The sequence below is a fragment of the Legionella steelei genome (assembly GCF_001468005.1).
Lineage (GTDB): Bacteria > Pseudomonadota > Gammaproteobacteria > Legionellales > Legionellaceae > Legionella > Legionella steelei.
Map to the genome: position 1 here is coordinate 495866 of NZ_LNYY01000021.1, position 19679 is coordinate 515544.

A 19679-nucleotide genomic window follows, 5' to 3' on the forward strand; every position below is an offset into this window, starting at 1 on the left:
TGCATGGAAGATTCAAGGGAATAAGAGACATACTCAAAGTGTTTCAGCCCAAGCATCGTTCAATTCTTGGAATAGACATTACATCAACGGCAGTTAAAGTATTGGAAGTTTCAGGGCAAGAAGACGCGCTTGTTGTTGAAAACTATGGCCGTGAAGTATTACCATCAAATGCAATGGATGGGAACATAATTAAGGATATTGATGCAGTTTCCCGTTGTATTAAGAAAGTAATTGATCGCTTGCACACAACATGTAAACAGGCCGCTTTGGCTGTTCCTGATGCTTCAATCATTAGCAAGATAATACAAATCAATGAGGGGTTAAATGATGAGGAAATGGAAGAGCTAATTGTTACTGAGGCTGATAAATACATTCCTTACCCAATCGATGAAATCAACCTTGATTTTGAAATTTTAGGCCATTCTGAAAAAAATCCACATATGTTAGATGTACTTATTGTTGCCTCACGGGCGGAAAATGTGAATCAACGTGTTGAGACCGCAGTTCGCGCGGGCTTGGATGCGATGGTGATTGATGTAGAATCTTATGCTGTGGAGCGAGCGGCACGGCAACTTGCTAAAGATTTACCCGCATCTGGACAAGATAAAACAATTGCCATTATTGATATTGGTGCAAGTTATACGCATTTATTTGTATTACAAGAAATGAAATTAGTGTATTCCAGAGAAGAAAAATTTGGCGGCAAGCAATTAATAGAGGCACTTGCTGAACATAATAAAATGACTTTAGAACAAGCGGCACTTGCTAAAGATAATGGGGAACTACCCGAAGATTATGAAAAGGAAGTTTTAGGGCCTTTCAAAGAAGATATTTTGTTGCAAATCAAACGTACCTTACAATTTTTCTATTCCACAAGTCAGGATGGAGAGGTGGATCATATTTTACTGGCTGGAGGATTAGCCAAACTACCAGGTTTAGTTTCATTAGTTCAAGAGCGATTAGGAATGAGTACTACTATTGCTAACCCATTTTCGTATATGACTCCAGGTAAAATGGTGCATCTGGATTCTATAAATAATGATGCTCCAACACTTATGGTCGCTTGTGGCCTGGCATTAAGGGATATTAAGTGAGGCTATATGACGCAGATTAACCTTCTTCCCTGGCGAGAATTAAAACGGGAGCAGGATAAAAAACTGTTTACGACCATGCTGCTTGTGTGCGTTGTGGTTGCTGCCTTTATCGTATTTTTAATTAACTCTTATGCTTCAGGTTTAGTGAGTAATCAAATTACGCGCAATCAAATGTTGCAAAAAGAAATTAATACTATGAATGCACAACTAAATGAATTAAAAAACTTACAAAAAGCTAGAGAAGTGCTTATTTCCAGGATGTCTATAGTCCAACATTTACAATCCACCAGAACATTAATGGTCCATTTATTTGATGAGCTAATTAATATTATGCCATCTGGAGTCTATCTGACTCAGGTCGAGGGCAAGAATGATGTTATCACGGTATTAGGGTATACTGAGTCAAATACATTTGTCTCCATGTTAATGAGAAACATAGAAAACAATGATTGGCTTCATGACCCTCGGCTTACTGAAATCAAAAGAGAAGAGAACAATAAAGATAAGGATAAAGAAAAACAGCAATCCACAGAAAATGAATTTAAATTAACTTTTTTATTGGCTCCTCAATTCCAGATTGGAATTATACTATGAACAGCATTAACCTGAATGAGTTAACTCTGGACAATGTAGGGCAATGGCCACCTGTGGTCAAAATGTGTGTTTTTTTAGGGGTTAGTATTTTAATTATTGCTCTAGGATATTGGCTGATCATACAGGACAATTTTACCCAGTTTAATAAATTGAAAGGTCAAGAGGCGACTTTAAAAACAGATTTTGAAAGCAAGCAGCGACAACTGTATAATCTACCTGCCTATCGTGAGCAGTTAGAGGTTATGCGTGAACGTTTTGTATTAATGCTCAAGCAGCTTCCTGAAAAAAATGAGATGCCTGGCTTGTTGGAGGAGATTTCTAAAACAGGTGTGGCCTCAGGTTTAAGGTTTGAGTTATTTGCCCCGCAACCAGAAGTTATGCATGATTTTTATGTTGAATTGCCTATAAAAATTTCAGTAGTAGGAACTTATTTTCAATTGGCTATGTTTATAAGTCGAGTAGCTCAAATGAATCGTATTGTAACGTTGCATGATTTTAGTATTGAAGGGGTGTCTTCTAAAGACCATAAAGAAGTCTCGGAAGATGAATTGGACATGAGCATTACTGCTAAAATATATCGATATCGCACACAATGATGAGCCGAAAACAAGGGATTGGTTATAAACTCAAGTATTTTGGGTATATTTGTACTTTATCTTTATTACTGGGGTCTTGTTCCGGTAATAATGATGATTTGAGGCGATATATTGATGAAGTAAAACATAGAAAAACACGAGAGATTGAACCTATTCCTTCATTTTCACCTTTACCTACTTTTAAATTTCCTGATAATGGTAACCGGCGTAATCCATTTAAGCCTATAACGCACAAAAAAGAGCAAGTCGATATGAACGCGCCAGATAAAAACAGGCCTAAAGAACCTTTAGAGGCTTACCCTTTGGATGCATTAAAATTTGTGGGGACTTTAAGGCAAGGAAATGATACGTGGGCATTGATTAAATTGCCTAGCTCAGATATTACCCATGTTCGAGTTGGTAATTATATGGGACAAAATTATGGTCGTATCGTGTCGATTAAAAATAATGCAATTCAATTAATAGAAACAACACAAACCTCTGGAAAGTGGGATAAACATAAAACCACGATTGAGTTATATACTGGGAAGTAGGAGCAAAAGTGCGGAGAATAGTTGCTTTATTCGTTTTCATTGGTATGAGCTTTAGTATGATGGCTCTTGCCCAAAATAATCCTCTTGTTGCCGTAAAGGTAATTCCTTTACCTGAGGCAAAGTTGCGTATGGATTTCGAATTTGCGAAACCACTTAAGCAAGAACCCGCAAGTTTTGTGACCCAAAGTCCGGCGCGTATAGTCCTTGATTTCATTGACGCCAATCTGCAATTGCCTCCTGAACAGAAAACGAAAGAAGTTAAAATAGGTTCTCTGAATACGTATACAGTTGTGGCTGTAGGTACACGTGTTAGGGCTATACTGGATTTAAATTATCCAGTACCTTATTCAGGCTCAATTTCTGGCGCAATTTATACGCTTATCTTAAATGGCAAAAGCAATGACATCTTTCAACCCCCAAAAGAACTTTTAATCACGCATCGACCAGTCAAAACCAGTTATGAAATCAATCATTTTGATTTTCGTGGTATTGAGCACCAAGGGGGGCGCGCAATCGTTAATGTTTCCAGCACCAATGTTCCAATTGAGGTTGAGGAACATGGTAAAGAAATTCTCGTTAAATTTTTAAATACTAAAATTCCACAAAATTTAATGAAGCGTTTTGATGTTTCAGATTTTCGTAGTCCCGTACAGCTGGTAAGTTTTCGACAAGTAGGTAAAAATGCACACATGACTTTGTCAAACAAAGGTAGCTTTGGTCAGTACGTTTATCAAGTGAATAAACAGTTTATGATCGATGTACTTTCCTTAACTCCAGAAGAAGCACAACAGGCCAAATTGAAAAAGAAAGTCTTTTCTGGAAGAAGAATTTCTTTGAATTTTCAGAACATTAGCATACGCGCTGTATTACAGTTATTGGCTGATTTTACTGGAATTAATATTGTAGTAAGCGATAAAGTTCAAGGTAATATAACCCTTAGATTAAATAATATTCCATGGGACCAAGCGTTGGATATTATTTTAACGACACAAGGTTTAGCGAAACGCCAGACTGGTAATGTAATTTTGATCGATTATAAAGCTGCTTTTGATAAAATGGAGGCAGAAGAACTTAAGAGCCGACATGCCATTCAAAGACTTGAACCGGTACGTTCTGAACTGATTCAGATTAATTATGCCAAAGCCACTGATCTGGCGATTTTAATTAAAGACAAGCAAAACTCACTTTTATCTGAAAAAGGTAAAGTAAGCGTTGATACACGTACAAATACCATCTGGATTCAAGATAGTGGTACCAAAATCGACGAAGTCAGGGATTTAATCAAACAGTTGGACGTTCCCGTCAAGCAAGTGCTTATTGAAGCGCGCATCGTTGAAGTCACTAAAGATTTTGCGCAAGACTTAGGAATACGTTGGGGGGTTTCTAGGCCACCAACTTTAAGTGGTACATTGGCTGGAGCCAACCAGATGCAACAAGGGGTTACCCCTGCAAATGTCGTGCCGTTTACAGACCGATTAAATCTGGATTTAGTTGCTGCTCCTGTCACAGGAGCTGTGCCTGCGTCTCTTGGTATCGCATTGGCACAACTTGGCGATAATATTTTACTTGATCTCGAACTGTCAGCTCTGGAAAGCGAGGGGCTTGCTGAATTGATATCCAGCCCTAGACTTATCACTGCAAATCAACAACCCGCAGTGATTGATTCAGGACAGGAGATTCCTTATCAGGAGGCGACTTCCAGTGGTGCAACTGCTGTGGCTTTCAAAAAAGCAGTATTGAGTCTAAAAGTCACACCACAGATTACTCCTGATAGTAAGATACTTATGGAATTAAAGATTAATCAGGATACTGCTTCACCGCAATTATTTAATGGGGTACCTTCGATATTAACCAAGGAAATTCAAACTAATGTCCTTGTCAGTAATGGACAAACTATTGTTCTTGGGGGTATTTTCCAGCAGGACAAAAGTAAGACTATTACGCGAGTACCTTTTTTTGGGCAGCTGCCAGTAGTTGGAAATTTGTTTAAGAATACGCAAATTGCTCTTAAAAATGATGAGCTGCTAATTTTCATTACACCCAAAATCATTACAAACTCATTATCGATTACAACAATTGAGGGTAGAAAACCGATTCGTTTTGATGAAAAATAAGATTTAGATACCCCTCTCCCCTAAGGGGTAGTGGAAAATAAAAAAGTGATGATCCCTTAGGCTTAATAACCCAGCCTACGTTTACTTTTTCGGGTATATTCCTGGATATGCATACGTTTAAGCACGATGTAGGGAGAAAAAATTTGTGGGGATTCTCTGGAATAAATTGTGACAATGTACTATTTATGAAGGTACCAAATATGATGTGTTTTGCCCCACTTAAATACATTTTATGAAGCACTTACCTCCAACAAGGACATTAAGAAGTGATATAATAGAAATGATTAAGAGTAAATAGTTATAAAATATGCTCATTTGTTGTAGAATAATGAGCGGGAATTTCTAACTGCGAAAAATACAGTTAGGGTTGAGCCCCAAATACTCCCCACTTTCGGCTACTTATAATATTTTAGTTTGACGCTAAAATGGGAGGTTATTTCGGACTCGATCTTTAATTAATGACATTTCAGTTAAAGAGGTATGTAATAAAAAATGAGCATAGTTAAAGTACGAAATATTTTTCTCATCGGACCCATGGGTGCAGGTAAAAGCACTATAGGTCGTGCTTTGGCAAAGGAGCTCAAGTTAGAATTTTTTGATTCAGATGAAGTGATTGAAGAACGTGCTGGTGCGGACATATCTTGGATTTTTGATATTGAAGGCGAAGAAGGGTTCAGACGACGTGAGCAAAAAGTTATCGAAGAGTTAACTCAAAAGACCAACATTGTTTTGGCCACTGGTGGTGGAGTCGTAATCACTCCTGAAAACAGAAATGCATTAGCGGGGCGTGGAACCGTAATCTATCTAAAAACCTCATTACAACAACAGTTCGAAAGAACGAAGCGCGATACAAAACGTCCTTTACTACAGACAAATGATCTTGAGGGCCGATTGGAGTTATTGAGAGACGAGCGCGAGCCATTCTACAATGAATTAGCTGATGTTAGTTTTGAAACAGATAAATTAACGGTCAAAGCAGTTGCAAATAATATAATAAAATATATTTATGGCGAACTTTGAGGTTTATGATCAGGTTGATGTCTCTTTAACTGAACATCAATATCCCATTATTATTTGTCGCAATGGTTTGCAAAATCTAGATTTTCTGCGAACCATTGCCACGTCTCCACAGATTCTAATTGTTACCAACCAAACAATAGCTCCTCTTTATTTAAAACAGGTGCAAGCTGCATTTGGGGATACTCAGTGTGATGTGTTGATTTTAAAAGATGGAGAGCAATATAAAAATCAGCAAAGTTTATTTACCATCTATGATGCATTAATCCAACACAAACACCATAGAGACACAACGTTAATCGCTTTGGGCGGAGGTGTGATTGGCGATATGACGGGATTTGCAGCATCAACGTATCAGCGCGGAGTGAAGTTTATTCAAATGCCTACCACGTTATTAGCGCAGATCGATGCTGCTATTGGTGGGAAAACTGGTATTAATCATGCTTTGGGTAAAAATATGATTGGTAGTTTTTATCAACCCCAAGCAGTAATTATTGATTTGGCTACATTAAGCACTCTGCCTGAAAGAGAGTTTCGTGCGGGTTTAGCAGAAATGATCAAATACGCGCTACTGGCTGGAGGTGATTTTTTCAAATTTTTAAGTGAAACGCTTCAACAAGGGTTAACTGCTGAGAGTCCTCAGCTGCCTGAATTAATTGCTGAATGCTGCCGTATTAAAGCGCAATTTGTTGAAACTGATGAAAAGGAAGCGGGGCAGCGTGCGCTACTCAACCTGGGCCATACTTTTGCACATGCCTTGGAAACTTATACTCAATATCAGCAATGGTTGCATGGTGAAGCGGTGGCAATTGGTTTGTATTGTGCAACAGTTTTGTCACATAAAATGCATTTGGTTGATAAGCAATTGGTGGAACAAGTTGAACAAATTTTACATCAAGCAGGTTTGCCACATAAAATCCCAAGTATGATAAATTTGAAAAAGCTCAAAGAGCTAATGCAATCGGATAAAAAAATTAAAAATAACTGTTTACGCTTTGTACTACTTAAGAAACCCGGTGATTGTTATCTTGAAGCTGGAGTAACAGAGGATTGTTTGTATAATGCACTTGTTGCAGCTGTAAGAGGAGAATAAAAATGAAAGAGGGAATGATTCAGTCTGATATAGCGGCTGTAATTCAACCAAGAGTATTGTTTAAACCAGGATCTTGGCTTGCTAAAATTGATTTCATTAATCATTTGATTCTTTTTAACAACGTGCTCATTACGGTTTTATCTGAGAAAGAGGGCGGTAAAACTTCTTTTAGTACTTTGTTACAAAGTAATTTAGATCAACAAATCAAAGCGGTGCCTATGACGGTTAAGGCTCCTTGCAATAGAGAGAGCTTAATTCAGGAAATTGCAACTCAACTACATCTGAATCATGATGAAAATACAGACATTAGTTCATTAGTCGCGCAAATTAATGAGCGCAAAGCTCATGTATTACTCTTAATTGATGATGCGCAACATTTGCCAGAATCTTTAATTAAAGAAGCGATGCTAGCAATCAAGAATCAGGAGAATTTTAGTTTCTTTCATCTCTGTTTGATATCAGATTATTCAATTGTTGCAACGCTTAACAACTTAGTCGCTTCGTTTTTTGATAATTTGGTACATACTATAGAATTGGGTTCATTGAATGAAAGTGAAACAAGAACCTATGTTTTACAACGTGCCATGGCTGCCCATTTGATCAGTAAACCATTAACTGATGCTCAGTTTAAGCAATTTTATCAACTGACCAAAGGAAATGTGGCAAAAATTAACAGCAATCTTGAAGCATTTGTATTTAAATGTGCGGCACAAAAGAAAAAAGAGCCACTAAAATGGGTAAAGAAAGCTGGTATCGCAGGCAGCGTCGCTTTAATTGCAGGGCTTGTTGGTTTTTATTTTGCGCAACACTATGATTTTTCATCATTTCATTTAGAGACAATGAGCAATGAAAATACAATAAATCGGCAAGCACAATCTGAAGTATTAGTAAGTCAAATTGCTTCTTGGCAGGATTCTTCAACACGACAATTGGTATATGCTTCTTTGCCTAAAAAACAAGTATTAGATGACTTTAGTGATGAAATACCTAGTGATACAGTTGCAATTGTTGATAAGGTTGTTGTGATTCCTAAACTACAAATGAAAAACCTGGCAGAACAGGATGTTAGAATTCCTGAGTCTGAGTTTAAGCGTGAGAGCCCTGAATCTGATCTCACTCGCGAATCAAAATTAGTCGAAATTCCAACTGCAAAACAAAATAAACAAGAACAGCTTCCTAGCTCAAAAAATAATTCTAATTTGTATACCATACAAGTTGCAGCCAGTCATAATAAAAAAGATATAGAACGGTTTCAGCAGAATAATAAACTACTCACGCAAGATGCCAAAATAATGCATTTTACGAATGCAAAGGGAGTTTGGTATGTGCTGGCTGTTGGTGAGTATGAAAGCAGGGCTGAAGCACAACGTCACATAAGCAAATTACCCGCACGTTTAGCTAAATTAAATCCGTGGGTAAGACCCATGTCGAGTCTTGGTTAAATAGCAAGGGTAAATCCTGTACATGCTGATAGCCGAAAGTAGCCAGGGTGAAGACGACGTCCTAACCCGGGTCACTTCGCTTCACCTAGGCTACAATATAACCGGTAAAGTTGCTCTGTATACACGGCCAGTCCTAATGCTAGATTAAATTTTAGGATTTAATGATTGCGTTATTTGCTCAATGCGCTCTTCCGCATCTGCATAAATTTGCTTAAAGATATCAAAAAAATCAGTAAAAGACAGATTCTCTAAAGAATGAGCGGTCACACCGTGAGGAGTAGTTACACCTGCACGCAATTGCGCGAAAGAGCGCCCTGATTTTTTTGCTAGCTCTGCAGCACCCAATACAGATTCCAAAGCAATTTTTTCCGCAAGGTCCTCAGGAATTCCTCTACTTATTGCTGCTTTTTGTAACGCTTCAAGGAATAGAAAGACATAAGCTGGTGCACAGCCAACGGGAGCGGTAAGTGAGTCGATCATAGATTCTTGGTCTACCCAGAAAGTATATCCGACTTCATTAAAAAGCGTTTCAGCCAACCGCTTTTGTTCAGCGGTCGTCGAGGTACATGCGAACAACGCAGATGTTCCTTTACAAAATTCAATGGGAGTATTTGTCATTACTCGCATAATTCCCTGCTCATTTTTGTTAAGCCAACGCTTCATGCTGGAAATGTCTATTACACCCGCCAAAGAAATAATAAGAGGTTGCCGTAACTGGATGGTAGGTGCAATTTCCATACATACATCCTGCATAAATTGAGGTTTTACAGCAAGAATTAGAACCTCTGCATTCATAGTTGCTTGAATATTAGTGTTAGCTGACTGAACCCTGAGTTCTTTAACCAAACGCTCCAATTTGCTGGGATCTCGATTGCTGAATGTTATAGCATTTGCCGGATGTCCACTTTTAATAAGTCCCCGAGCCAAAGCACTACCTAAATGACCTGCTCCAATAATGGAAATAGATTTATTTTCAAACATATTGTCTTATATTTCAAATTTTATACAAAAATACCAAGATGAGGAGGTTTATGTCAAGAAACACGTAGAGATAGAGCCAATGAAAAATAATTTTTTTACATTGAATATCCTATGTATCCTGTTACACTAAAAAAAACCAAAAGATCGATCCTCTTCACCAATGTGGTATTGATGCTCAGAGAGGTATGTTAATTTTGATGATTATGGACAAAGAATAATAATGATGGAAACGGTACAAATACAACAAAAAACACATGCCGTGTGGCGTGATATCAATGGATGGAATTATTATTTTTTGTTGAAATTTGCACTTTTATGGGCCGGATATTTAAACTTTCATCCTTTCATTAATCTGGTTTTTTTGTCTTTTTTGCTTTTTCCTTTACGATCAATGGTTCTTCATCGTTGTCGCAATTGGCTCGCTATTCCAATAGGTATTGTACTGTTTTATCATGATACTTGGTTACCCGGGTTTAGTACCATTACGAGTCAAGGAACAAATCTTTTTGCTTTTAGTTCTAGCTATATTCTCGAGCTATTACAGCGATTTATTAATTGGGAGCTACTCGGTCTGGCTTTTGTGTTATTAGTTGCTTATCTGTTCTTTTCTCAATGGATTCGTATTACGACGCTTACAGTGATCGCACTTATTTGGTTAAACCTTATTACTCTTACAGGTCCTGCCATTAATCTGTTGCCTGTACAAAACAAAATTGTTGCAACTACGGAAGAAACTAAAGCGGAGGCTAGTCCAAGTGGAGGGGGGCTCAACGATAGCTTACCGCCAACGAATGAGAATCTGAATGCTTATCTGAATCAATTTTATGCACAACAAAAAGGGTTGCATACGGATTTTCCAAATGCTCTTTCTGCTGATGCTCAACCTTTTGATATAATTCTTATTCAGATTTGTTCCCTTGCTTGGGCAGATATAGATGCGGTGCATCTAAGAAATCACCCCATATGGGGCAAATTTGATATTCTGTTTAATGAGTTCAATTCAGCTGCGTCCTATAGTGGCCCTGCAGCAATCCGTTTATTACGCGCAAGCTGTGGTGAAACAACGCATGCTGACCTTTATAAACCTGTTCCGCAAAATTGTTATATTTTGGATAATCTGGCTAAACTGGGCTTTTCTCCAGAGTTTATGCTTGACCATGGGGGGGTATTTGGTAATTTCCTCGATGAGCTTAAAGAGTATGGTGGCTTAGCAAATATGCCCATGATACCAAGAACAGGAGTTTCTCCAGATCTCGTTTCATTTGATGGAAAACTGCTTTCAGATGATGGGCAAATGTTTGACCGTTGGCTTAAACAACATGATGCGTCACAACAAAAACGTAATGTTACTTATTTCAATGAAATCTCTCTCCATGATGGCAATACATATATTGGTGATAATAAACCCGCACCTTATGGACCGCGGGCACAAAGGCTTTTAGATCAAACAATGAACTTCTTTGCCGCATTAGAGAAGGCAGGACGTAAAGCAGTTGTTGTTTTTATTCCTGAACATGGAGCTAATCTTGTTGGCGATAAATTACAAATGCCAGGTTTACGCGATATCCCCAGCCCGAGTATTACGCATATTCCTGTTGGAGTTAAATTTATTGGTTTGAAAACCGGCCCTACCCCAATACAAATAAATGCCCCCAGTAGTTATTTGGCTATTTCAGAATTAATGGCTCGTTTAGCTGATGGAAAGATATATAGTCAGGATAATGTAGACTTAAAAGCGCTCACCAAAAATTTACCCAAAACGCCATTTGTTTCATCCAATGAGGGCGTTACCGTAATGAAGTATCAGGATAAATTTTATATTTTATTAAAAGGTGATACTAACTGGGTGCCTTATCCTTCTTGATTACTCGTATAACTTGTATTACGTGAACGTAGGCGTCCTCAGCCGAATTGTCATCAAATTTCATGTAGAAAAAACACCTTTATCTCCTATAAGTAAAGAATTTGTTTCATAAACAAAATGTATTATAGACCTATATTAGGCGCTGCTAAAATTGCGAAATACTATAAAACTACTAAAGAAAAAAGCAGTTAAATTGTTGCAGAATCGTCTCGTAATACGTAATAGTAACCGAAGCAACTAGTAATTAACGGTATTAATGTGGGGGTTTTAAATGTTAGAAATGATATCATTAATGTTTATCTGAAATTAATAGTGCTAAATATTAAAATGACCACTCTAAACTCCAATAGAGAGAATAACTTGGATAGTAAAGTTAACGAATTTATTCAAGCGATTCAGAAGTATTTAGGCCATAGAAGGTATAAGTTTTTTGAAACTATTGTGTCATTCTTAATCATTACACTACAAGCAATTACGTTATTTAATTTAATTTATACCTATGAAAACAGTTCTTTTTTTTATTTAATTCTGGTTTTGGTTATTGCGTATGTCGCTACAGATTTGGTTAATGGTTTAGTCCATATGTACATGGATAATAATACTTATTACTCATGTTTAGTTGGGCCTTATATTGCTGCATTTCACTTACATCATGCAAAATCCATTTATCAAATAAGGCACCCACTAAAGGTCTATTTTGATGAGTCGGGAACTAAATTTTGGTTGTTGGTGTATTTGTTTATTTTGGTGAGCATTCAGTCAAATGTTCACTTAGGTGTTTTCTTAAATGTTGGACTGGTCGCTTTTGGTATTTTTTCATCTGTTGCTGAGGTGTCGCATTATTGGTGTCATAATGCAACTGAAAAAAATCGACTCATCTTATGGTTACAGAATAATCACGTATTACTTTCTAAAGAGCATCATAAAGCACATCATTGTTCTGATAATACGCAGTATGCATTTTTAAATGGAGTAACTGATCCGCTATTAAATTTAATTGCTGGTTACCACTATAAGGGTTATAAAAATTATGCAGACAAACATACTCGCATTTATATACAACGAACGTTGCACTCAAGAGCAAAATAATGAATGTTTCGTTTTTTAAGTAGCCCAAATTACTTTAGTGAAATTCTCGAATGGATTGATTGAGATGTAGCGACATGGTCACTTGCCGGTTTTTCTTTTACTTTGTGGGCAATAGCCAATTTAGCCCACGGACGATTACTCATCATCGTTGGTATCGCTTACATTTTTCCAATTATCCTAAAGAAAGAAAAGCGCTCATCCCGTTTCTTCTTTGAAGAAATTCCCTTGCCTAACAGTTGGCCCTGAGCAATGATAAATAAATCCTGATCCTAGAAGATTTCTCATACCTGTTCAATGCTCAATGAGACATTTTGCACAAGTGGCTACCCTTTACCATATGATAGTATCGAGCTCTATCAAAACATATTTTTAAGACACAAGGCTTGGCTTAACAGTCCAAGCCTACGTCTATCTAAAGTTAGAATAGGGTACTAAGGGGATAATAGGCATGTCCATATCGCCCTGCCAGCCTTCGAATGAATAGCGTAGGAAAAGAGAGACATGGCTTGGGGTATAATCTGTTGATTGCTGAATATCTACCAGCCCGCCAACAATGAAATGTGAACCCAATCGACGTTCTAGCAAGGCAAGTATAGAATAACCATAACCTGTACTATTACCCCCAGTTTGCAGGGAGTTTTGTGTATTATCAAAATTCGGAATAAGGTTTGGCAGTGGGAAGTTTTGAATATTTTTAGTTGTTGCGTAGGACCAGGTTATAGTGCCGCCTAACTCATAAGACCAGTTTGCAGTTCGTCTGCGATAATCAATTGGCACTGTGAACGACAAATAGAAGTCTGGACTGTAATATCCGCCTTGTCCAAGATTGAAGCCGTATAAGTTTTTATCATAGTGCCAAACCATATTGGTGAGCCCAACGATAAACCGGCGATTGTCTTCGTTGATTAGTTTGTAATAATAACCATCCATTAGGAGAATACGCTGATTCGATTCTACATTTTTCCCTGTTAATTCACTGCCAATGATATTAGCCCAGAAACCGTTTGCTTCACCTCGATCGTAACTAAGTGACAAAGTAAGTCCGGTGGCTACGACCCCACCCCATACAATTCCTGTATTTGGATCTTTTGCACCAGCAAAAGAAAGTAATGAGTTAGTCATGGGGCGCTGTGATGCTGTGATTGTCCAGCCAATATGGCGTATTTCACCGCTATAATTGATGCCGCCAATAAAATTAGTTACAGGAAATCCTATAGGTGTTTCACCGACATCAAATCCCCAAACTGGATTTTGCCATCCACCATCCCAGCTGAGCCCATTTGCGCGTTGGGCTATATCTGTAGTACACCCATTAATATTACAGGTACCAAAGTCACTAAAATATACGCCATCAATTGTCGAAAAGCTTCCGGCACTTATACTCACTGCATCAGTTCGTAAAAATGCGCGTCCGTTTGCATAACCCCAATCTGCTTGTGTTATAGTGTCTTCGGCACGCATATCAGAAGTTCCAGCAGTGCCTGTTAGACGCCAGTAATCTTGATCGACAGTAATGCGCGTTTCTCGTTGCTGATACAGTGAGCCTGCTTCAGCGCGGATGCTGCGTTTAAGCCAATCATCTCCTGTATGATTACGGGTCAACAAAGTATAATAGTCATTGTTGGCAGGCCAAATGGGTGTAATCTCACTTTCGACCATGGCTTTTTTGTAATCTTCTTGCGCCAGTTTAGGCATGCGAAGTTGCGTTTCTAAACGAGCTGCGTCGCGAAATATAAGCGCACTATCTTGACTAGGAGCAGCATTGGCGTTTTCTCGTTTGATACGGTTGAAAATGGCTAACGCTTTTTGTGAGTTGCCTACAGCGTTCCATGCATTTGCTAATCTTCTTTGCATGTTGCTATTGAACGTTAATTTCATTGTTTGCTGCTCTTCCAGCAATTGCTGGGCTTTTTTCTTGTTTCCTAAGGCGATAAGCGACTCTATAACACCTAAGTTGGCATCCGCATTAAGTGGCTCCTGGGTTTTCACCTCTTGATAGTAATTCAATGCTGTTGCAAACTCAGCATCGTTAAAAGCCCAATCGGCCAAAGTAAGCTTGATGGGTATTGTTTGTGCTTGCTGCATTAAATAGGCTGTTGCACCTTGCGTATCTCCACTATCTCGCAATTGTTGCGCGTGTTGCAAAATCAATTCAGCAGTGATGCGTTGCGCCAGTTGGCGCATGCCTTCATTCCATAGTTTTTGTGGAATGCTATGGAGTTGATTCAGAGCTTGTTGTAATTTTTCTATACTTGATAAGTAAAGTGCATAAGCATACGCTTGAGTTGGCTCTTTTTTTTGTTTTGAGAGTAACTTCTGAAATAGTTCATTTGCTTTTTTAGCGTTGCCTACATGATTTAAAGCAAGTGCATAATGATAAGTTAGCCAGACATCATCGGGATCGAGCCTCTCTGCTTGGCTGTACTTTTCTATTGCTTTCCCCCATTGGTTGCCTTTTTCAAATTGTGCCGCTTGCTCTTGTAGCAAGGAACTTTCCAAACTACGCCGAGCATCACTAAATTTGCTTTTCACATCGTCAGGCAAACTATTTAGATAATCTAATGCTTTCTTCAATGACTGACGTTTATAGATGCCTACAAGTCCATAAACTGCACTACTCTTACCTGGACTTACGAGTAACGCTTGTTTATATGCTTTTTCTGCTTCGACAAAATTTTTACGAGCAAATGCTACCTCTGCTAGTCCAACCCAAGCATAATAATTTGCATGATCTAGAAGGAGAGATTGCTGATATCTTTTTTGGGCTAAGTCCATATTACCAGTGCGAAATGCATCATCTCCGCTGGCTACCCATAATCCTGCAAGTCTTTCTTTAAGTCCATAAGTCCAATTATCTTGATTGCTGTTGATGGAGTAAATTTTATGTGCATTTAAAAAATTGTAGAGCACCTGCAAATGATTGAATGCATTTTGACGCTGCTTCGGAATATAAGATACGAGACGCCAATATTCAGAACTTAATTCTCGGCTAGGGAAATCCCCATGAAAAAGGGCATCATATTGGGCTTTAGCTGCATCGAGATGTCCAGATATTGCCATTATTCTTGCTTGTTGCAGTTTTTGTATGGCTTCAGGTTCAGTAAGAAATAAACTCATTGCAGCCTGTTTGTATTGATCAGAATTAGGTGCTTTTTGTTTTAACTCAGCAAGCAGTTCTTTTGCTAAAACCAAGTTTTTTTGTCGTATGGCAAGCTTAATTCGAGCAGCAAGAACGTCGGGATCATTGGGGGCGATTAATTGCAGACGATCTAGTGAGTTCTTCACAAAATCATCTCGATAATAAGTTTCGCCCCAAATGACTTGATCCAATAAAAGTTGCTTCGGGTCAAAATTGTCAGCCGAAGCCTTTAGCGCCAAGAAGCCAAGCAATAATAAACCGAATATAGCTCTGGACATCAGTTAATCCAATTATTTTGTCGAGCTATTTCTTTAGAGCTCTCGACTCCAGGTTGGTCAAATGAGTTGATATTCCAAATTACACCTTGAACAAAAATTTTATGTTCGTATAAAGCAATCAATGCACCAAGAGTTTTAGGGGAACAATCGGTCAAGCAGAGAAGATTTACGGGTGTTTCTCCGCCAATGTAACTGTAAGGGTTCTCGCTGTGCTTGCTACCTTTGGTTAAAACCTCCTTGTGGGTACGACATATTTTATTAATTGCATCGCCATCGAAAGTACGAACACAAATTAAATCAGCGGCTACTTTATGAGTTCCTTGGCACAACAGCTGATAGTAACTGTGTTGCGCGTGGTTACCTAGACCACCCCAGATAATGGGGCCTGTTGCATAATCTACTTTACGTCCTTGTCTGTTTATCGATTTCCCATTACTTTCCATATCAAGTTGTTGCAGATAAGGAACAAAATTTTGTAAGTCTTGGGAATAAGTCATGACGAGTAAGTTATTAATGTTTAAAAAATTGATGTTCCATATACCGAATAATGCCATAAGAACAGGTAAGTTTTTTGCAAAAGGCTCATTGCAAAAATGCATATCCATTTCGTATGCTCCGGTCAAAATTTCTGTAAAATTGTCAAAACCAATAGCAATACAGGAAATCAAATTAATCGCTGAGCAGAAGGAATAACGTCCGCCAACCCAATCCCATATTGGAAGAATCGTTTCAAAACCCATTTCTTGTGCTTTCTTTACCTGTGCGGTGACTGCAATAAAATGTCGATTAAAATCGTGTTTTTGGTTAATCCACGATAAGGCTTTTTGGAAGTGAGATAAGGTTTCGGGCGTAGTGAATGATTTAGAGGAAATAATAAATAAAGTCGTTTCTGGGTTTAGTTTCGCAGTAGTCCGTGAAAATGCTTTAGGATCAATATCCGAGATAAAATGAAACCCTAATTTGTCTGTTACCAAATCACTTAATGCATCAATGCAAAAGAAAGGACCAAGCATGGAGCCACCAATCCCTATATTAACCACATCAGTGATGGGTTTTCCTGAGTAACCAAGCCATTCTCCACTTCTTATTTTTGTAGCAATGAGCTTCATGGTGTTACGAACATTAACTACTTCAGGCATAATGTTCTGTTCGTTAACCCAGATGGCTTTATTTTCTGGAGCACGAAGAGCTGTATGGAGGACAGGTCTATTTTCTGTATTGTTAATAGGCTTACCACTCATCATGGCATTAATGTGATCATGCAGATTACACTCATTAGCAAGTTCAATGAGTGAATCCATAATCTGAGAATCAACATGTTGTCCGGTATAATCCAGAGTAATATGGTCATAGGATATAAAATAATTTTTTGTTTCTGGATTATGACTAACGTATGTTTTGGCGTATTTTTCGAGTGTTTTCCACGAATTCATTTTTGTAAGCTGTTCCATATATCATCTCAATCTAATTAGGGGCTGTTTCCATTTCTATTATCCCATTTCTACTATCTTGGCCAAGCTGCCCTGATTTTCTGCGCTCCGATGCGCACATACTGCATGTATACTGCGCTTTGGTACTCTAAAATCAAGCCGTTTTGGCTCAAGCTAACGAAATGAAAATTGGCCAAATTGACCTGATTTTCTGCGCTCCGTTGCACACATACTGCGTATATGCTGTGCTTCGGTACTTGAAAATCAGGTCATTTTGGCTAAAGTTAGCGAAATGTCAACAAGTCTGTCTAAGCTAAAAGCCACTTGGAAAATTTCTCTCCCTCAGTTGGGTGCTCTTTTCCTAAATCTACATTAGCTTTTAGAAAACCAAGAACACTTCCACAGTCATAGCGTTTCCCATCATAAGGCTGTGCTAAAACGGTTTCTTTTTTTACTAAACCATTAATTGCATCAGTTAATTGAATTTCTTTATGCTCCTCATGAGGTAATATCCTGATTTGTTCAAAAATACCTGGAGTAAGGACGTAACGGCCTACTATTGCAATATTTGATGCGGCAAGATGTGGTTTAGGTTTTTCCACCAGATGGTGTATGCTTAAAAGGTTTTTATCCCACGGTGCACCTTGAATAATACCATAACACTCTGTTAACTCTTGAGGGACGCTTTCTACTGCAATAATACTATGACCGTATTGTTCATACATTTGGGTTAATTGCCGAATCACAGGCGTCGTACTTGTCATTAAGTCATCAGCAAGTATTACAGCAAATGCCTCATTACAAACAATTTTTTCAGCACATAAAACTGCATGCCCCAATCCTAGCGGTTTTGCCTGACGCACATAAAAACATTCCATATCGTTAGGTGTTACTGATTTGACTATAGATAACAGTTCATTTTTATCATGAAGTTGCAGTTCATTTTCAAGCTGATAGGCGAGGTCAAAATGATCTTCAATGATGTGTTTGTTATGGCAGGTTACAAAGATCATTTGCCGTATACCAGCCGCATAAGCTTCTTCTACTGCATATTGAATCAAGGGTTTATTAACCACAGTTAACATTTCTTTGGGGGCTGTTTTTGTTGCAGGTAGAAATCGAGTCCCTAAACCAGCAACAGGAAATACTGCTTTACGTATTGGTGGAAATGTTTCATTCATTGATAATCTATCCGTTTAGTAACACTATATAATACATATAGATTTTACAAATTACTTTTAAGTATGCACGTAAAATTTTTTGATTTATATAGTTTTTTATCAGATTTTTAATAAAAAGTAAGCGGTTATTTTAGAAAAAGGTTGATGTATGTATTCTATAGATTGGGCATATGCGTATGGACTTCCAAAATCTACGGCATTTTTTAAATGCACTCCTGAAGATTTCCAGGTAAATGAGTTTTTTGATAGTCCATTTTCTGGAGCGGGGGAACATATTCTTCTTAAAATTGAAAAAAAAGGGCTAACAACTTTAGAGGTAGTTAAAGTACTGGCGAAGTTATTGAAAAAACCAATCAAGTCAATCGGTTACGCAGGATTAAAAGACCGACAGGCATTGACGACACAATGGTTGAGTATTCATGCTCCTGGTGAAGAAATTCCAGGCGTTGCGCAACTTGCAGGACCTGGTTGGCGAGTTTTAGAGTGCACCCGACATTATAAAAAATTAAGGCCTGGATTTCTAACTGGAAATCATTTCCTTGTCCGCTTGCGCGAAATTTCCCATAAAGAAGATTTGTTGGCGCGTATTGAACGCATTAAAGAGCATGGCGTACCTAATTATTTTGGAGAACAGCGATTTGGTCGAGATACGGGTAATTTAATAAAAGCAGAAGAAATGCTCGTTAAAGGGCATAAAGTTAAAGACCGATTTTTAAAAGGGATGTATTGTTCTGCTGCACGTTCATGGATTTATAATCTAATTTTATCACATCGTGTTATGGAACAATGTTGGGATATAGCATTGCCTGGAGATGTAATGCAGCTTCAAGGTTCAAACAGTATTTTTGTTATTGATCATGTTGACAATGAAGTATTACAAAGGATTAAAAATAAAGATATTTCCCCTGCAAGTCCCTTACCTGGAAAAAGCAAGCACAAAGTAAAAGATGAGGCGTTACAATTGGTTCATAAAATTTATCACGACTGGCAATTATGGCTAGATGGTTTAGAACTTTATGGTTTAGAGGAAGACTGGCGTGCCAATATCCTACATGTGGAACAATTTACCTGTTTTATTCAAGGAAATGTGGCTGAGCTAACTTTTAGTCTACCTGCAGGATCTTATGCTACGGCGGTTTTACGCGAGCTAAGTGTCTATCAAAACGAATAATTAGCCCCTAAATCAGGTTTTTTCCATTAAACTCCCCAAGCTTTACTATACTGAACATTAAAT

General features: G+C 38.1%; 16 protein-coding genes. 12 read left to right on the forward strand and 4 right to left on the reverse strand.

Features of this window, described 5'->3' with window-relative positions; all coding sequences use genetic code 11:
- Positions 1–29 precede the first annotated feature (29 nt).
- From pilM to Lste_RS16820, 8 genes are all read left to right on the forward strand, one after another.
- Positions 30–1094 carry a type IV pilus assembly protein PilM gene (pilM, locus tag Lste_RS16785; RefSeq protein WP_058512474.1) on the forward strand — a complete coding sequence of 355 codons (1065 nt, stop codon included), beginning with the start codon at positions 30–32 and terminating at the stop codon, positions 1092–1094.
- A gap of 6 nt (positions 1095–1100) precedes the next feature.
- Positions 1101–1688 (forward strand): PilN domain-containing protein, encoded by a 588-nt coding sequence (locus tag Lste_RS16790; RefSeq protein WP_058512133.1) that lies wholly within the window; start codon positions 1101–1103, stop codon positions 1686–1688.
- Positions 1685–2284, forward strand: coding sequence for a type IV pilus inner membrane component PilO (locus Lste_RS16795; RefSeq protein ID WP_058512134.1), 600 nt, complete (start codon positions 1685–1687; stop codon positions 2282–2284). The genes Lste_RS16790 and Lste_RS16795 overlap by 4 nt, the downstream gene beginning before the upstream one ends.
- A complete protein-coding gene (locus Lste_RS16800; RefSeq protein WP_058512135.1) occupies positions 2281–2817 on the forward strand; it encodes a pilus assembly protein PilP in 537 nt (178 codons plus the stop codon). The genes Lste_RS16795 and Lste_RS16800 overlap by 4 nt, the downstream gene beginning before the upstream one ends.
- Before the next feature lie 8 nt (positions 2818–2825).
- Positions 2826–4931, forward strand: a complete 2106-nt coding sequence (locus tag Lste_RS16805) for a type IV pilus secretin PilQ (RefSeq protein ID WP_058512136.1) — start codon at positions 2826–2828, stop codon at positions 4929–4931.
- 492 nt (positions 4932–5423) lie between these two features.
- Positions 5424–5951 carry a shikimate kinase AroK gene (gene aroK / locus Lste_RS16810; protein WP_010653139.1) on the forward strand — a complete coding sequence of 176 codons (528 nt, stop codon included), beginning with the start codon at positions 5424–5426 and terminating at the stop codon, positions 5949–5951.
- A complete protein-coding gene (gene aroB / locus Lste_RS16815; protein WP_058512137.1) occupies positions 5938–7041 on the forward strand; it encodes a 3-dehydroquinate synthase in 1104 nt (367 codons plus the stop codon). Before aroK ends, aroB begins: the two co-directional genes overlap by 14 nt.
- Before the next feature lie 2 nt (positions 7042–7043).
- On the forward strand, positions 7044–8483 hold the full coding sequence (locus Lste_RS16820; RefSeq protein ID WP_058512138.1) for an SPOR domain-containing protein: 1440 nt from the start codon (positions 7044–7046) through the stop codon (positions 8481–8483).
- 144 nt (positions 8484–8627) lie between these two features.
- Here Lste_RS16820 and proC read toward each other — a convergent pair whose 3' ends face one another.
- Positions 8628–9464, reverse strand: a complete 837-nt coding sequence (proC, locus tag Lste_RS16825) for a pyrroline-5-carboxylate reductase (protein ID WP_058512139.1) — start codon at positions 9462–9464, stop codon at positions 8628–8630.
- 220 nt (positions 9465–9684) lie between these two features.
- Between proC and bcsG the strand changes: the two genes are divergently transcribed.
- The 3 genes from bcsG (at position 9685) to Lste_RS19870 (ending at position 12632) form a co-directional block, all read left to right on the forward strand.
- Positions 9685–11328 carry a cellulose biosynthesis protein BcsG gene (bcsG, locus tag Lste_RS16830; protein WP_058512140.1) on the forward strand — a complete coding sequence of 548 codons (1644 nt, stop codon included), beginning with the start codon at positions 9685–9687 and terminating at the stop codon, positions 11326–11328.
- A gap of 360 nt (positions 11329–11688) precedes the next feature.
- On the forward strand, positions 11689–12417 hold the full coding sequence (locus Lste_RS16835; protein WP_162264160.1) for a fatty acid desaturase CarF family protein: 729 nt from the start codon (positions 11689–11691) through the stop codon (positions 12415–12417).
- A gap of 74 nt (positions 12418–12491) precedes the next feature.
- Positions 12492–12632, forward strand: coding sequence for a hypothetical protein (locus Lste_RS19870; RefSeq protein WP_202814177.1), 141 nt, complete (start codon positions 12492–12494; stop codon positions 12630–12632).
- A gap of 193 nt (positions 12633–12825) precedes the next feature.
- On the opposite strand, the gene bcsC is transcribed toward Lste_RS19870, so the two are convergent.
- From bcsC to galU, 3 genes are all read right to left on the reverse strand, one after another.
- Complete coding sequence (bcsC, locus tag Lste_RS16840) at positions 12826–15834, reverse strand: cellulose synthase complex outer membrane protein BcsC (protein ID WP_058512142.1); 3009 nt, start codon at positions 15832–15834, stop codon at positions 12826–12828.
- Positions 15834–17285, reverse strand: a complete 1452-nt coding sequence (gene pgi, locus Lste_RS16845) for a glucose-6-phosphate isomerase (RefSeq protein ID WP_058512143.1) — start codon at positions 17283–17285, stop codon at positions 15834–15836. The genes bcsC and pgi overlap by 1 nt, the downstream gene beginning before the upstream one ends.
- A gap of 287 nt (positions 17286–17572) precedes the next feature.
- Positions 17573–18445 (reverse strand): UTP--glucose-1-phosphate uridylyltransferase GalU, encoded by an 873-nt coding sequence (gene galU / locus Lste_RS16850; protein WP_058512144.1) that lies wholly within the window; start codon positions 18443–18445, stop codon positions 17573–17575.
- 148 nt (positions 18446–18593) lie between these two features.
- Here galU and truD point away from each other — a divergent pair, with 148 nt between their 5' ends.
- Positions 18594–19616 carry a tRNA pseudouridine(13) synthase TruD gene (gene truD, locus Lste_RS16855; protein WP_058512145.1) on the forward strand — a complete coding sequence of 341 codons (1023 nt, stop codon included), beginning with the start codon at positions 18594–18596 and terminating at the stop codon, positions 19614–19616.
- Positions 19617–19679 lie beyond the last annotated feature (63 nt).

What these genes read in the sequence shown, in the direction of transcription:
- pgi (WP_058512143.1), bottom strand. Translation starts at nt 17,285, where the DNA reads ATGGAACAGCTTACAAAAATGAATTCGTGGAAAACACTCGAAAAATAC.
- bcsG (WP_058512140.1), top strand. Translation starts at nt 9,685, where the DNA reads ATGATGGAAACGGTACAAATACAACAAAAAACACATGCCGTGTGGCGT.
- Lste_RS16790 (WP_058512133.1), top strand. Translation starts at nt 1,101, where the DNA reads ATGACGCAGATTAACCTTCTTCCCTGGCGAGAATTAAAACGGGAGCAG.
- Lste_RS16800 (WP_058512135.1), top strand. Translation starts at nt 2,281, where the DNA reads ATGATGAGCCGAAAACAAGGGATTGGTTATAAACTCAAGTATTTTGGG.
- aroK (WP_010653139.1), top strand. Translation starts at nt 5,424, where the DNA reads ATGAGCATAGTTAAAGTACGAAATATTTTTCTCATCGGACCCATGGGT.
- galU (WP_058512144.1), bottom strand. Translation starts at nt 18,445, where the DNA reads ATGAATGAAACATTTCCACCAATACGTAAAGCAGTATTTCCTGTTGCT.
- Lste_RS16795 (WP_058512134.1), top strand. Translation starts at nt 1,685, where the DNA reads ATGAACAGCATTAACCTGAATGAGTTAACTCTGGACAATGTAGGGCAA.
- Lste_RS19870 (WP_202814177.1), top strand. Translation starts at nt 12,492, where the DNA reads ATGGTCACTTGCCGGTTTTTCTTTTACTTTGTGGGCAATAGCCAATTT.
- aroB (WP_058512137.1), top strand. Translation starts at nt 5,938, where the DNA reads ATGGCGAACTTTGAGGTTTATGATCAGGTTGATGTCTCTTTAACTGAA.
- bcsC (WP_058512142.1), bottom strand. Translation starts at nt 15,834, where the DNA reads ATGTCCAGAGCTATATTCGGTTTATTATTGCTTGGCTTCTTGGCGCTA.
- Lste_RS16820 (WP_058512138.1), top strand. Translation starts at nt 7,044, where the DNA reads ATGAAAGAGGGAATGATTCAGTCTGATATAGCGGCTGTAATTCAACCA.
- proC (WP_058512139.1), bottom strand. Translation starts at nt 9,464, where the DNA reads ATGTTTGAAAATAAATCTATTTCCATTATTGGAGCAGGTCATTTAGGT.
- truD (WP_058512145.1), top strand. Translation starts at nt 18,594, where the DNA reads ATGTATTCTATAGATTGGGCATATGCGTATGGACTTCCAAAATCTACG.